Genomic DNA, 12,750 nt, shown 5'->3' with positions numbered 1-12,750 from the left:
CCTTCGGGCAGATGGCATCAATGGCGGACCAGCACGCGCGCAGAGGTCGTGTGGCGAGCCAGATCGTCGGGATAGAAATAGATCGGGCGCAATTCGCCATGGGCATAGCGGTCGATCTGGTCGGTGAAGTGCCGCGATTTCGGATCGCCGCTGGCGCCGCCGACGCTGATCGCGCGGGCGCGGACACGGGGGCCGAACTCGACCACCGCGACAAAGCCGTTGCCGTGATAGCCGTAGTAGCGCTTGGTGCCGGGCATGCGCTGCGCGCGGAATGCGGCGAGCGAGCCCCATTGCACGCTGGTGAACGGGATCGGCGTCGATGGCCGCAAGTCGCTGTACGTCTGGTTGAGTGCGCCATCGTTGCGCTGGAAGCGGTTGATCTCGCTCCACGGAACCCGCCAGTCGCCGAAGTCGCCCTTCAAGCGGGCAAGCGCCTCGTCCAGCGCGGCAAGCCGCTGTTCGGGCGTGGCGCGCTTTTCCATCCATTCCCACATGGTAATGCGATCGCGCTGGGCGGCGGCTGCCCCTTTGGCCCACAGCGCCTCACCCCAGAACACCGCCAGGCTGGTGGCGGTCGAATCGAGGCCCCAACGCCGGTCCCAGCCGCGCAGCAGCGCGATCGCCGCGTCATGGGCGGGATCGGGAGCGGCCTTGTCGGCGGCGAACAACGGCGGCAACAGCCGGTCAAACGCTGGCAACCACGAATCATAGGCCGCGCGCACCAGCCCATCGAGCGTGAACTTGACCGGGCGATTGAGCAGCCATTCGGCATGCGTTGCGCGCGGATTGGTGCCGACCTGATCCATATAGCGCGGGAATGCGGCCTTGTTCGGGCTGTTCTTGCCCGCCGATCCCCACGGTTCGTTGTTGCTGTTGTAGACCCAGCCACTGGCCGGGTTGATGACGTGCGGGATCGCGGCAAGCTCGGTCGGGCCCTGCCAGTCGGCCGCCGGATTGCTGCCGTCCACCGGCGCCCGCCGGTCGAACGCGTCGGACCGCTTGGCCACGAACTGTGGCAGGAAGAACCCGATCTCACCCTTGCTGTCGGCAAAGGCGGTGTTGACGGTGGCGTTGGCGCGGAATGACTCGACCTTCTGAAAGTCCGCGATGTTGCGGACTTTCATTCGCAGCCAGCTTTGCTGCAGGCTGGCCAGCGGATTGTTGTGCACCGCCAGCGCGATCCACTTGCCGCCATCGTCGCGTACGATCGGTCCATGGTGGCTGGCCCATGTGAGAAAGCGGCGGCTGGCCAGCGTGCCATCGGGTTTGCGCCAGCTCAGCGTCACCGGGCGCTGGGTCAACGGGCGCACCTCCTTGCCGAAGCGATAGCCCATGCCGCCCAACGGCAACGGCACCACGGTTTCGGCAAATTCATCGACATTGTCGGCGCCTGAGACGGTGATCGCCCACCCGGCCTGCGGATTGAACCCCTGATAGACGAAGAACTGCCCCCAGGTGACCGCGCCATAGGCGTTGAGCCCGGTGGCGCTGGTGATCTGCGCCTCTGACCGAAAGAAGAACGGCGTATGCGGGTTGATCAGCAACAGCGCATGGCCATCGCGGGTGCGCGACGGAGCGATCGCCATGCTGTTCGAACCCATCGGTTCGCGGTTGGTCAACCCGCGCTCATCGGCGGTCATCGCCAGCTTCTCGCCGCCATAGAACGCCTGCAGTTGCGTCAACGGCGCACGGAAGAAGTCGTTCTCGATGCTGCCCTCGGTGAACGCCAGCGCCATCCACGGTTCGAACGAGCGGATCACGCGCGGCTTCACTTGCGGATGGTCGGCCAGATAGGCGTTCAATCCGGCCGCCCATGCCTGCATCAGCGTGCGCAGCCAAACCGGCGCGCGGGCATAGTCGGCCTTCAACCGATCCGGATCGACGAACAGCCGTTGGCGCAGATCCTGCCAGATCGCCTTTTCCCCGTCGGCTTCGGCCAGACGCCCTAGGCTGACGATATAGTTGTTTTCAAGCCGCGGGAAATCATCCTCGGCCTGCGCATAGGCAAGGCCGTAGACCGCATCGGCGTCGGTCTTGCCCGAGACGTGGGCGATGCCCCAGTCATCGCGGCGGATCAGCACCGAGACCGGCGCTTGCGCCGCGGCACTGCGCGCCTTGGCGGCATTGGCACGCGCGGCGTTGACGGGGGTGGGCGCTGGTTTGGCTGGGGCGGCTGTGGCCGGTGGATTCGGCGCAGGTGTCGGCCTGCTGGGCACGACCGCGATGGCAATGCCGGCCGACCCTGCGAGCAATGCGGCAAGTCCGGCAAAGACCCAAGTCCTGCGGCGATTGCGCACCGGTGAATGCCCTGACGTTTTCCCCATATGCTCAGTCATGGCGCAGGGGCCGGATTACGGCAAGAGGATCGGATCGCCGGTAACTTGACGATTGCAAATGCAAGGCGCGGATTTGCGCGATCCGGCCGGGGTGGATACGAAAAAGGGCGCCTCCTTGCGGAAGCGCCCCGTTTCATCTGCGAACAGACCGTTCGATCAGGCTTCGGCTTCGGCCGAATCGTCGTCGAGCAGGTCGGTCGGGATTTCGCCCGGTTCCGCATTGGGATCGTAAGCTTCGGTGAAGCCGCCGACTTCGGTGTCGAACATCGCGTCGATGACGTTGACGCCCTTCGACTGCAGTTCGGCTTCGTCGGGCGAGCGGGCCACGTTGACCTTGACCGTCACCGACACTTCCGGGTGCAGCGCAACGCGAACGTCATAGACGCCCAGCGTCTTGATCGGGCGTTCCAGCACGACCATGGACTTGTTCACCTTGGCGCCCTGTTCGACCAGTGCGTCGGAGATGTCGCGCACCGACACCGAACCGTAAAGCTGGCCAGCGTTGGACGAGGCACGGATCAGGACGACTTCGCGGCCTTCGACGTTGCCCGATTCGACCTTGGCGTCTTCGCGGCGGGCCGCGTTTTCGGCTTCGATGCGCGCGCGGTTGGCTTCGAAGACCTGACGGTTGGCGTTGTTGGCGCGCAGCGCCTTCTTGTTGGGCAGCAGGAAGTTGCGTGCGTAACCGTCCTTGACGGTCACTTCATCGCCAATTCCGCCCAGCTTCTCGATGCGCTCGAGCAGGATGATCTGCATGTCTGGCGCTCCTTACTTGACGAGGTAGGGAAGCAGGCCGACGTGCCGGGCGCGCTTGATCGCCTGGCTCAGCTCGCGCTGCTTCTTTGCCGAAACGGCGGTGATGCGGCTGGGAACGATCTTGCCACGCTCGGACATGAAGCCCTGCAGCAGACGCACGTCCTTATAGTCGATCTTCGGAGCGTTCTTGCCCGAGAACGGGCAGCTCTTGCGGCGGCGGAAAAACGGACGGGCCATTGCTTATTCCCCTTCGCGCTCGCGGCGGCGGCTGCGCTCGCGATCGTTCTTGCGCACCATCACCGAAGGGCCGGCTTCGTGTTCATCGACGCGCACGGTGAGGAAACGGATGACATCTTCGTTGATCGCCGTCTGGCGCTCAAGCTCGGCCACCACGCCCGCAGGGGCGTCGATGTTGAGCAGCACGAAGTGCGCCTTGCGGTTCTTCTGGATCTTGTACGCCAGCGAACGCAGACCCCACGACTCGGTCTTGGTGACTTTGCCGTTGTTGGTTTCAACGATTTCGGTGGCAGTGGCAGCAAGCACATCGACCTGAGCCTGGCTCAGATCCTGGCGCGCCAGAAACACATGCTCGTATAGCGGCATGCTTCATGCGTCCTTTTCAATCTAACCGATCGCTGGCTGATCCGCGGGATTGCGGGGCCCCTCCGGCTTTCTTCGAGTCCCCGACGGCAAAGCCAGCGGGGAAGCGGGGCCCTTAGCCGATCTGGCCGCAGATGCAAGCCCGCTGTCTCAGTTGTCGCGCGGTGCGGGGCATCAAGCGCGCGCCGGGCGGGTCGCTCCGCCGCGTTGCGGGCGTATGCCGCAGAACGCCAACGCCAGCAGCGTATTGCGCCGCACCAGCAGGTAACACCCGGCCGATGCCAGCAGCACCAGACCCGAGATGACCAGCCACTGTACCACCGGCATGGGCGAGGTGGGCAGCAGGCGCGCCATCAGCGTGATCGCAATCATCGCCCAGGTCATGTGGAACAGGTAGATCGCCATCGCGCCGTCGACGAGGAAGGCGACGACTTTGCTTGGGCGCGAGGCCAGCCGGGCAAGCACGCCGAACGCCACCAGCGAGGCAAGAATGCCCGCCACCTGACTGGCCACGCCGTCGACCAGCCGCCACATCGGATCGATGTCCATCGGCAGGCCGAACGCCGGTCGTGCCATCGGGTCGAGCCAGACATGCAGTGCCACGAACGGCAGCGCCAGCGGCAGGGTCCGGCGCAGCGGCAGGTTGAACACGTGTTCGCCCATCCGCCAGTGCCATGCCAGCGCACCCAGTCCGAAGGCGGGGGCATATTGTAGATAGCGGATCAGCAATTGCTGGTCGAACACTGCCTCGTTGTCCTGCAGTTCCAGCCCATAGGCGGCACCCGCCAGCAGTGCGCCCCACAGCGCAAGGCCAAGGATCAGGCCCAGTGCCCGCCAGCCGCGCAGCGCCAATGCGTTGCGCCACGGCGCGCCAGCCGAGCGCCAGCGCAGCGGGAACAGCGAAAACGTGCAGACGAACAGCAGCAGCACGATCAGGAACCACAAGTGTTCGAACGCCAGCGGCAACCCGTGAAAGCCGCCCGCCCACTGTTCGGAGAGGCCGACCTTGAGGTGGTACTGGATTACCGCAAGGCTGGCCACGCTCGCCACCAGCGGCACGCCGACCCGGATAAGGCGGTCGGCAAACCACGGGCCTTGGCCGCGCTTTTCCCGCACCATCGCGGCAAAAAAACCAGACAGCATGAAGAACGCCGACATCCGGAACGTGTGGATCAGCGACAGGCTGAGCGCGATTGCGGGCGCTTCCCGGAACCCCGGCGCTTCGGGCGACAGGATCATGATCGCGGTGGTGGCCACGTGGAACGGAATGCCCAGCAGCAGGAACAGGGCCCGTGCGGCGTCAAGATGGTGCAGGCGGTTCACGCCAGCGCAGCTTTGTGCAAGGTCAGGTCTTCGCAATTTCTGGGCGATGACCGGCTGCGCAAGCGCGTCCGATCCGCGGCGCCTCGCCGTTACGCTGCGGATGGCGCGCGGTAAAGTCCATTGTTGCCTCCTGACGACGGGGCGCAGCGCTCAGGCGGCGAACCGCTGGGCCTGCTTCGGGATCGGCTCCACTACCTCGCGCAGCCTGTGCGCAGGCTGAACCGGGGCTGCTTCCTGTCGCAAAAGTGGCGCTTGCCCGATCGCGTAATCGGCAACGAGCGAGGCAAACAGCTCTTCATCGAGCGGATCGAGAAATTCCAGCCCGGCGGTGCTGGGATTCGCCCAGATCACGAACGCGATGGTCGGGCGCGCCGCGCCGGGCAGGAGCAGGGTGATCGGCTCGCCCACCCGTTGGATGCCGATGCCCCCGATCCGCGCGCCCTGGGGGGTCAGATCGGTCAGCAGAAAGGTTGACCGCATCAGCCCCGCCTTGCCCCTCACCGGCAGTTCCACGCCGACGCGTGGCGCCCGGCGCGCACCATCGGCGATGCCGTGAAACGAGCCTGCAGGCTGGGGTTCGGGGCTTTGTGTCCGCATGTTCGGGCCTTCCGCTGGCAGTCGCTTCGCCAGTGGAGGACGGTTAACATGCGGCCCTTTTCAGGGCTTTCTGCGGGCCTTACGCGTTTGTGCCTAAGCGTGATGCGCGGCAAGGCGCGCTTCGACAAGCGCGATTGCCGCATCGACCGCCGCATCCAGCGACAGGTCCGAGGTGTCGAGCAGAACCGCGTCCGGGGCCTGACACAAAGGCGCGGTGGCGCGGGCTGCATCGCGGGCATCGCGAGCGGCTAGGTCTGCCTCGATCGCCGCGCGCGTCACATCTTCGCCACGCCCGCGCATTTCGGCATGACGACGCAGCGCGCGGGCCGCGACGCTGGCGGTGACGAACAGCTTGGCCTGCGCCTGCGGGGCGATGACGGTGCCGATGTCGCGCCCGTCCAGCACTGCGCCGCCCGGTTGCGTGGCAAAAGCGCGTTGGCGGTCGAGCAACGCGGCGCGCACTTCGGGGTGCACCGATACCCGGCTGGCCAGCCCGCCGCAGCTTTCCGACCGCAGTGCCGGATCATCAAGCAGGCTGTCGGCAAAACCGGTTGCGGCAACTGCATCGGCCGGGTCATCGGGATTGCCGCAGGCCTGTGCCACTGCAAACCCGACCGCGCGGTAAAGCAGCCCGGTATCAAGGTGTGGCACGCCGAAATGCGCGGCCAGCGCGCGTGCGATGGTGCCTTTGCCCGAAGCGGTCGGGCCATCGACGGCGATGATCACGCGTTCGGCCCGGCGATGGCGCCAAGCTGTTCCAGCAGCGTCTCGAACACCGGAAAGCTGGTGGCGATGGGGCGCGTGTCGTCCACTTCGACCCCGCCGCGACTGGCCAGCCCGGCCACCGCCATGCTCATCGCGATGCGGTGGTCGAGGTGGGTCGTGACCGGCGCATTGTTGGCCCCGCGCAGCAGATCGCCGCAGGTGCCATCGATGATCAGGCCGTCCTCGGTCTCGGTCACGCGCGCACCGGCAAGCTCGAGCGCGGCGCGCATCGCGCTGATCCGGTCGGACTCCTTGACGCGCAATTCTTCAAGACCGCGGGTGACGGTGCGGCCCGAGGCGAGCGCGGCGGCGACGAACAGCACCGGAAACTCGTCGACCATGCTCGGCACAACCGCTGGATCGACTTCTATCCCGGTCAGCGCGGAGTGGCGCACATGCAGGTCGGCCACCGGCTCGCCGCCGACTTCGCGCCGGTTCAGCTCCACGATCTGCCCACCCATCAGCCGCAGCACGTCGAACAGCGCCGCGCGCGTGGGGTTGAGCCCGACGTTCTCGACCACCAGGTCCGATCCCGGTACCAGCAGCGCCGCCACGACGAAGAACGCGGCGGACGAGGGATCGCCCGGCACCTCGATCACTTGCGGGCGCAGCTCAGCACGGCCGTTCAGGCGGATAACGCGGGCGCCATCGGTGTCGATTTCGACGCTCAGGTCCGCGCCAAAGCCGCGCAACATGCGTTCGGAATGATCACGCGTGGGCACCGGCTCGATCACGGTGGTGGTACCCGGCGTGTTGAGTCCGGCCAGCAATACCGCGCTTTTCACCTGAGCCGAGGCGACCGGCAGGCGGTAGCTGATCGGCACTGGCACGGCGGCACCGGTAACGATCAACGGCAACCGCCCGCCGGGATAGGCGGTGAATTGCGCGCCGACTTGCGACAATGGCTCGATCACCCGCCCCATCGGGCGCTTCGACAGGCTGGCATCGCCGGTGAAGCAGGCGGTGATCGGGTGGCTGGCGACCAATCCCATCAGCAGGCGCGTGGAAGTGCCCGAATTGCCCATGTCGAGCGCGCCCGCCGGTTGCAGCAGTCCACCGACGCCGACGCCCTCGATCGCCCATTCCCCGCTGTCGTGGCGCTCGATCGTGGCGCCCATGGCCCGCATCGCGGCGGCGGTGGCCAGCACGTCCTCTCCTTCAAGCAGCCCCGTCACACGGGTGGTGCCGACCGCCAGCGCGCCGAGCATGATCGAGCGGTGGCTGATCGACTTGTCGCCGGGTACGCGAATGCGGCCGATCAGCGGCCCGGTGGCAACGAAGCGGCGCGGGCGGGCGGTTGCGGTTGCATGTGACGACAAGGGTCCGGGTACTTTCTGATCGGTTGCGATGAGCAAGAAGGGTCATGGGGTAAGGCAGCTAAAAGCGCGCGGCTTTTGACAGCGCCGTGCGCCTATGGCAAGGCGCGCGCCTTCGGTTGATTCCACGCCTTCCTTGATTTCGTCGGGGTGCGGCACCATCAACTTTCTGCGATTTTCGCGCCCGTCGGCCGTCCCGGTCGGTCGGGCCAGACTTGAGGAATATTCATGGTCAAGCCTGAATGGGGCGCCAAGCACAGCTGCCCGAAGTGCGGCACGCGCTTTTACGATCTCGGCAACTCCGATCCGGTCACCTGCGTCGAGTGCAAGTACGCTTGGATTCCCGAGCCCGTGCTGAAGTCGAAGCAGCCGATCCCGTATGAAGAGATCCAGAAGGAAAAGGTTGTCGCCGATCCTGACGTGGATCTGGCGGACGAGGATCTGGACATCGATGATGACGGCGATTCGCCCGACAACGATGTCGACCTTGGCGGCGACGATGATCTGGGCGTGCCCGGTCATGACGGCGAGGACGAAGAAGTCTGATGCCGTTTTGCGCGGGCCCGGCCGGTTTCGGTCGGGCCTCGCGGAAAAATTGGACGGGGCAGATTTTTTGTCTTGCCAGCGGTGCGGGCCTCGCATAATGGCCCGGCTCCCGGCGGCGGACACCGCCGGAAACGGTCGCCTCCCAGGGCACCGTCGGAAACAGAGTGGGGCCTTAGCTCAGCTGGGAGAGCGCCTGCATGGCATGCAGGAGGTCAGCGGTTCGATCCCGCTAGGCTCCACCAGTTTCCATCTCTCTCCCCCGCCAGCTTGCTTTCAGAGCCCTTGCAGGGTGGGAGACTTTCCTTGATCGATCTCAGCTTTGACGGCGCGCTGGCGCGTATCACGCTTGCTTCTGCGGCAACGCGCAATGCGCTCGACATGGCCGGTTGGGCGGCGCTGGCCGATGCGGTGGCGCGTGTGGCGTGGTCGGGCGCGCGTGCGCTGATCGTGTGCGGAACCGCCGAAGGTGGTTTTTGCGCCGGGTCGAATTTGCGCCAGATCGCGCGACTGGCTGAACACCCGCACGAACGCGAATCCTTCCGGCAGGCGATGCGCGCCGCGCTCGAACCGCTGGCCGCGCTGCCGATCGCCACATTGGCGCAGATCGAGGGCGATTGCTTTGGTGCAGGCGTAGCATTGGCGCTCGCTTGCGACATTCGCATTGCCGGGCCGCGTGCGGTGCTGGCGATCACCCCGGCAAAACTTGGCATCACCTACCCGCAGGAGGACGTTGCGCGTCTGGTCGCGCTGGTCGGACCGGGACAGGCCGCGCGGCTGCTATACGGCGCAGGGCGGGTCGATGCGGACGAAGCGGCGCGCATCGGGCTGGTCGAGCTTGTGGCCGACGATGCAGCCGCTGCCACACACGACCTTGCCTGCCAGATCATCGCCAATGCGCCGTCGAGCGTGGCCAGCCTGAAGGCGATGGTGCGCCACGGCGCCGCCGGACACCACCCGGCGTTCGATCACGCGTTCGAGGCGGCCTTTGCCGGGGCTGACTTCGCCGAAGGGCTGGCCGCCTTTGCTGCGCGGCGCCCTCCTTCGTTCTGATCGGCCGGATCAGGCCCTCAGGCCGATCTCGCGCAACCGTTCCTGCAAGTAATCGTCGGCGGTGATCGCTGCCGGATAGCGATCGGGGTTGTCCGGAGTGATGCAGCCGGGCAGCGTCTCGATGCGGAAATCGCTGCGCAAATGCAGGAAGTACGGCATCGAATAGCGGCTGAAACCGGCGCGTTCGCCGCGAGGGTTGCGGACCCGGTGGGTGGTCGATGGCAGTACGTGGTTGGTCAGGCGTTGCAGCATGTCGCCGATGTTGATCACCAGCGCGCCTTCGGGCGGGGCCAGTTCCAGCCATTCCCCTTCGCGGGTCAGCAGTTCGAGCCCGGCTTCCTCGGCACCAAGCAGCAAGGTGATCAGGTTGATGTCCTCGTGCGCTCCTGCCCGGATCGCGCCGTCGTCTGCATCGGGCACGGGCGGATAGTGCAGCAGCCGCAGCACCGAATTACCGTCAGCGATGGCGGGAGCGAACCAGTCTTGCGGCAGGCCCAGCCACACCGCGATGCGCGCCAGCAGCATGGCACCAACCCGTTCGAATTCGGCATAAAGCGCGGTGAAAGTCGCGCGGAAGTCGGCGGGCAGATCGGGCCAGATGTTGGCCGGCATTGAAGGCCCCAGTAGCGGATGCCCTGCCGGCAGCTCGCGCCCGATGTGCCAGAACTCCTTGAGATCGCTGACTTTGGCGCCCTTGGCGATTTCGGTGCGGAACGGGGTATAACCACGCGCGCCGCCTTGTCCGGGCATGTGGTAGCCGCGCTTTTCCGCATCTGGCAAGGCGAAGAACGCCTGCGTCAATTCCCACGCGCGCGCCACCAGCGCGGGGTCGAGCCCGTGGTCGCGCACCATCGCGAAGCCAAAAGTGCTGAAGCTGCGGCCAAGGTCTTCGGCCAGCGTGGCAGGATCACTGGCGAGCGAGAGCACCGGCAAGGAGGTTGAGGGCATAAGGTTCCTGCGAGGGGTATTGCACCGGGGGAGATTGCGCCGCAAAGGCGTTTGCAGAACCGGCCTTAGCGCCATTTGCCGAGGGATTCATGAGCAAAATCGACGTGATGGATGTGGCCGGGCGCCAGTTGTGGCTGATGAAGTCCGAACCCGATGTCTACAGCTATGACGATCTGGTGGCCGAGGGTGAGGGCACTTGGGACGGGGTGCGCAACCATCTGGCCGCGCGCAACTTGCGGTCGATGGCGGCGGGCGACCTGGCGTTCTTCTATCATTCCAACATCGGCAAGGCGGTGGTGGCGGTGGCGACCATCAGCGTGCCCGGCCTGATCGACCCGACCGACCCCGAGGGCAAATGGGCGGCGGTAAAGGTCAAGCCGGTGGCAAAGCTGTTGCGGCCGGTCACGCTGGCGGAAATCAAGGCGACCGAGGCGTTGGCGCAGATGGACCTGATTCGCCTGTCGCGCCTGTCGGTCGGCGCGGTGCGGCCCGACGAATGGGCGCTGATTCTGGACATGGCGGGGGGCCCGGTCTGAACTTTCGCTGGAGCAGTGGCCATAACCCACGTTGATTGTCCGGGGTAATTTCCGAACCAAAATCGAGGCAACCGCTTACTTGTCCCAGCGCGGAACTGTGCGCCGAAACCGGGCTTTGCAGCCTGTCATAATGGTAAACAAATCGTTAACAGGATCGAGATGGATTTTCGCTCGATCTCTTCCTCTGCAGTTCCAGCCGCATCCGGCAAGGTTGCAGCGTTCGGTTGCCGCAAGTCCGGCCCGCGCCACCCGTTTCGCGCCAAGCTGCCCGCCCACGTGCGCGCTCCGCTGCCGGTTCTTGAGCCGGAAGTCGCAGCCGCCATCGAACGCAGGAAACTGCGTTCCGATCCGGTCGACTGGCAGCGTCTGACCTTGCAGGATGCGAAAGACTTTCTGCTCGCCTATTGCGCTTGCTTTGTCGCGCTGATGGCGTTCATCGCCTGATCGGCTGGTACCCGCGTCAACCGTGGTGGATGCTGAGTTCGTGGTGCCGTTCGGCGCGATAGAGCAGGTAGCCGAGCAGCGCTGAAACCAGACACATCGCGCCGCTTAGCAGCACCTGGTTGACGATCGACACGTGCCACCTGCTCAGGGTGACCGCCAGCGCCGAACCCAGCGCCATTGCGGCCGAATTGACGATGTTGTTGGCCGCAATCGTGCGCGCGGTTTCCGACTTGTCGACGATGGTGGTCAGAAACGCATAGAGCGGGACCACGAACATGCCGCCCGAAATGGCGATGCCCAGCAGGCTGAGCAGCAATGGCACCGCGAGCGGATGACCGATAAATGTCGCAGCACCCATCAGCACACGGTCGGTCGGAAGCACCCACGCCTTGCACACCAAGTGGAACGCCACGACGAACAGGCCCATCACGATGACGCTGGCAGGGGAATAGCGCGCTGAAACTTTGCCCTTCAGCAGCCGGTTGATCAGGACCGAACCGATCGCGATGCCGATCGAGAACACCACGAGGAACAGGCTGGCCACTTCCTTGCTGGCGCCCAGCACGTTCTTGGCCAGCGGCGGGAACTGGATGAACAGTACCGCGCCGACGGTCCAGAAGAAGCTGATCGCCATGATCGCGAGGAACACCGGGCGGAAACGCATGGTGTTGCTCACGAGCCGCCAAGCCGACCAGCCCTGATCGGCCAGGAACACCGGTACGAAGATCAAGGTCCGTGCGACCGGGCTGGAAATGCGTGCGAACACGGGTCGCAGCAGCGGGAATTCAAGGGCGCGCCCGCATTCCGAAGGCGGAGCCGGTGGCACTTGCCGTCCGGCGACAAAGCCGACCAGCGCGGTCAGCACGACCACTACCGCAGCGGCTTCGACAGGAATCCAGCCTGCCACGATCGTTCCGGCCAGAATGGCGATGTAAGTGCCCGCCTCGACCAGTCCGGTGCCCGCCAGCACTTCGTCTTCCTGCAGGTGCTGGGGCAGGATGGCGTACTTGATCGGCCCGAAGAAGGTGGAATGCAGCCCCATCGCGAACAGCGCGGCGAGCATCAGCGGGATGGCTACGGCATCCACCTCGACCCGCCGCCACGCCAGCAGCAGGCCGCAGGCGCCCACCAGCATGATGCCGATCTCGCAAGTCTTGACGATGCGGATGATCCGCGCCTTGTCGCGCAAGTCGGCCAACTGGCCCGACAACGCCGAGAACACCACGAACGGGATGATGAACGCCGCGGAGGCGATGGCGGAAAACCGGCCTTCCTGCGCTTCGGAGTTGTAGATGCTGTACACCACGAACAGCACCATGGCGTTCTTGTAGAGGTTGTCGTTGAAAGCGCCCAGCAACTGGGTGACGAACAGCGGCAAGAACCGGCGTTGATGGATCAGGTGTGTGGTCGTGGTCATTCCGGTGTCCGGCATCCTCATTGCGCCCGACCCTTAGCGTGGTGGGCGAAGCGGGCAAGGGGGGACGTGCCGCGCCGTTGCGCGCACAAGACCAAAGCGACAACCGGGCGCCGGCG

General features: G+C 65.5%; 14 protein-coding genes and 1 tRNA gene. 5 read left to right on the top strand and 10 right to left on the bottom strand.

Annotation, left to right across the window (positions count from 1 at the left end):
* Positions 1-17: 17 nt before the first annotated feature.
* The 8 genes from LDN95_RS07320 to aroA form a co-directional block, all read right to left on the bottom strand.
* On the bottom strand, positions 18-2,324 hold the full coding sequence (locus LDN95_RS07320; protein WP_226017002.1) for a penicillin acylase family protein: 2,307 nt from the start codon (positions 2,322-2,324) through the stop codon (positions 18-20).
* A 168-nt stretch (positions 2,325-2,492) separates the two neighbouring features.
* Positions 2,493-3,092, bottom strand: coding sequence for a 50S ribosomal protein L9 (rplI, locus tag LDN95_RS07315; RefSeq protein ID WP_226017001.1), 600 nt, complete (start codon positions 3,090-3,092; stop codon positions 2,493-2,495).
* 12 nt (positions 3,093-3,104) lie between these two features.
* Complete coding sequence (gene rpsR / locus LDN95_RS07310; RefSeq protein ID WP_226017000.1) at positions 3,105-3,329, bottom strand: 30S ribosomal protein S18; 225 nt, start codon at positions 3,327-3,329, stop codon at positions 3,105-3,107.
* A 3-nt stretch (positions 3,330-3,332) separates the two neighbouring features.
* A complete protein-coding gene (rpsF, locus tag LDN95_RS07305) occupies positions 3,333-3,695 on the bottom strand; it encodes a 30S ribosomal protein S6 (RefSeq protein WP_226016999.1) in 363 nt (120 codons plus the stop codon).
* Between the two features lie 171 nt (positions 3,696-3,866).
* A complete protein-coding gene (locus LDN95_RS07300) occupies positions 3,867-5,015 on the bottom strand; it encodes an acyltransferase family protein (RefSeq protein ID WP_226016998.1) in 1,149 nt (382 codons plus the stop codon).
* A gap of 150 nt (positions 5,016-5,165) precedes the next feature.
* Positions 5,166-5,612 carry a PilZ domain-containing protein gene (locus LDN95_RS07295; RefSeq protein ID WP_226016997.1) on the bottom strand — a complete coding sequence of 149 codons (447 nt, stop codon included), beginning with the start codon at positions 5,610-5,612 and terminating at the stop codon, positions 5,166-5,168.
* A 93-nt stretch (positions 5,613-5,705) separates the two neighbouring features.
* The gene (locus tag LDN95_RS07290) at positions 5,706-6,338 is read right to left on the bottom strand and encodes a (d)CMP kinase (protein WP_226016996.1); all 633 of its coding nucleotides are present in this window, start codon (positions 6,336-6,338) and stop codon (positions 5,706-5,708) included.
* Positions 6,335-7,696, bottom strand: a complete 1,362-nt coding sequence (gene aroA / locus LDN95_RS07285) for a 3-phosphoshikimate 1-carboxyvinyltransferase (protein WP_226016995.1) — start codon at positions 7,694-7,696, stop codon at positions 6,335-6,337. The genes LDN95_RS07290 and aroA overlap by 4 nt, the downstream gene beginning before the upstream one ends.
* 225 nt (positions 7,697-7,921) lie before the next feature.
* Between aroA and LDN95_RS07280 the strand changes: the two genes are divergently transcribed.
* The 3 genes from LDN95_RS07280 (at position 7,922) to LDN95_RS07270 (ending at position 9,289) form a co-directional block, all read left to right on the top strand.
* Positions 7,922-8,239 (top strand): FYDLN acid domain-containing protein, encoded by a 318-nt coding sequence (locus tag LDN95_RS07280; protein WP_226016994.1) that lies wholly within the window; start codon positions 7,922-7,924, stop codon positions 8,237-8,239.
* 166 nt (positions 8,240-8,405) lie between these two features.
* Positions 8,406-8,481 (top strand) — tRNA-Ala (locus LDN95_RS07275).
* Between the two features lie 61 nt (positions 8,482-8,542).
* On the top strand, positions 8,543-9,289 hold the full coding sequence (locus tag LDN95_RS07270; RefSeq protein ID WP_226016993.1) for an enoyl-CoA hydratase/isomerase family protein: 747 nt from the start codon (positions 8,543-8,545) through the stop codon (positions 9,287-9,289).
* Between the two features lie 9 nt (positions 9,290-9,298).
* On the opposite strand, the gene LDN95_RS07265 is transcribed toward LDN95_RS07270, so the two are convergent.
* The gene (locus tag LDN95_RS07265) at positions 9,299-10,237 is read right to left on the bottom strand and encodes an isopenicillin N synthase family oxygenase (protein ID WP_226016992.1); all 939 of its coding nucleotides are present in this window, start codon (positions 10,235-10,237) and stop codon (positions 9,299-9,301) included.
* Positions 10,238-10,326: 89 nt separating this feature from the next.
* Between LDN95_RS07265 and LDN95_RS07260 the strand changes: the two genes are divergently transcribed.
* Together LDN95_RS07260 and LDN95_RS07255 are read left to right on the top strand one after the other, a co-directional pair.
* Complete coding sequence (locus LDN95_RS07260) at positions 10,327-10,773, top strand: EVE domain-containing protein (RefSeq protein WP_226016991.1); 447 nt, start codon at positions 10,327-10,329, stop codon at positions 10,771-10,773.
* A 159-nt stretch (positions 10,774-10,932) separates the two neighbouring features.
* The gene (locus LDN95_RS07255) at positions 10,933-11,217 is read left to right on the top strand and encodes a hypothetical protein (protein ID WP_226016990.1); all 285 of its coding nucleotides are present in this window, start codon (positions 10,933-10,935) and stop codon (positions 11,215-11,217) included.
* Between the two features lie 16 nt (positions 11,218-11,233).
* Here LDN95_RS07255 and LDN95_RS07250 read toward each other — a convergent pair whose 3' ends face one another.
* Positions 11,234-12,634, bottom strand: a complete 1,401-nt coding sequence (locus LDN95_RS07250; RefSeq protein WP_226017094.1) for an MFS transporter — start codon at positions 12,632-12,634, stop codon at positions 11,234-11,236.
* Between the last annotated feature and the right edge of the window lie 116 nt (positions 12,635-12,750).

This window comes from Novosphingobium sp. FKTRR1 (assembly GCF_020404405.1).
In the GTDB taxonomy this organism is placed as follows: Bacteria; Pseudomonadota; Alphaproteobacteria; order Sphingomonadales; family Sphingomonadaceae; genus Novosphingobium.
Note: the sequence above shows the minus strand (reverse complement) of the source record. Positions and strands in the feature narration are given on the sequence as shown.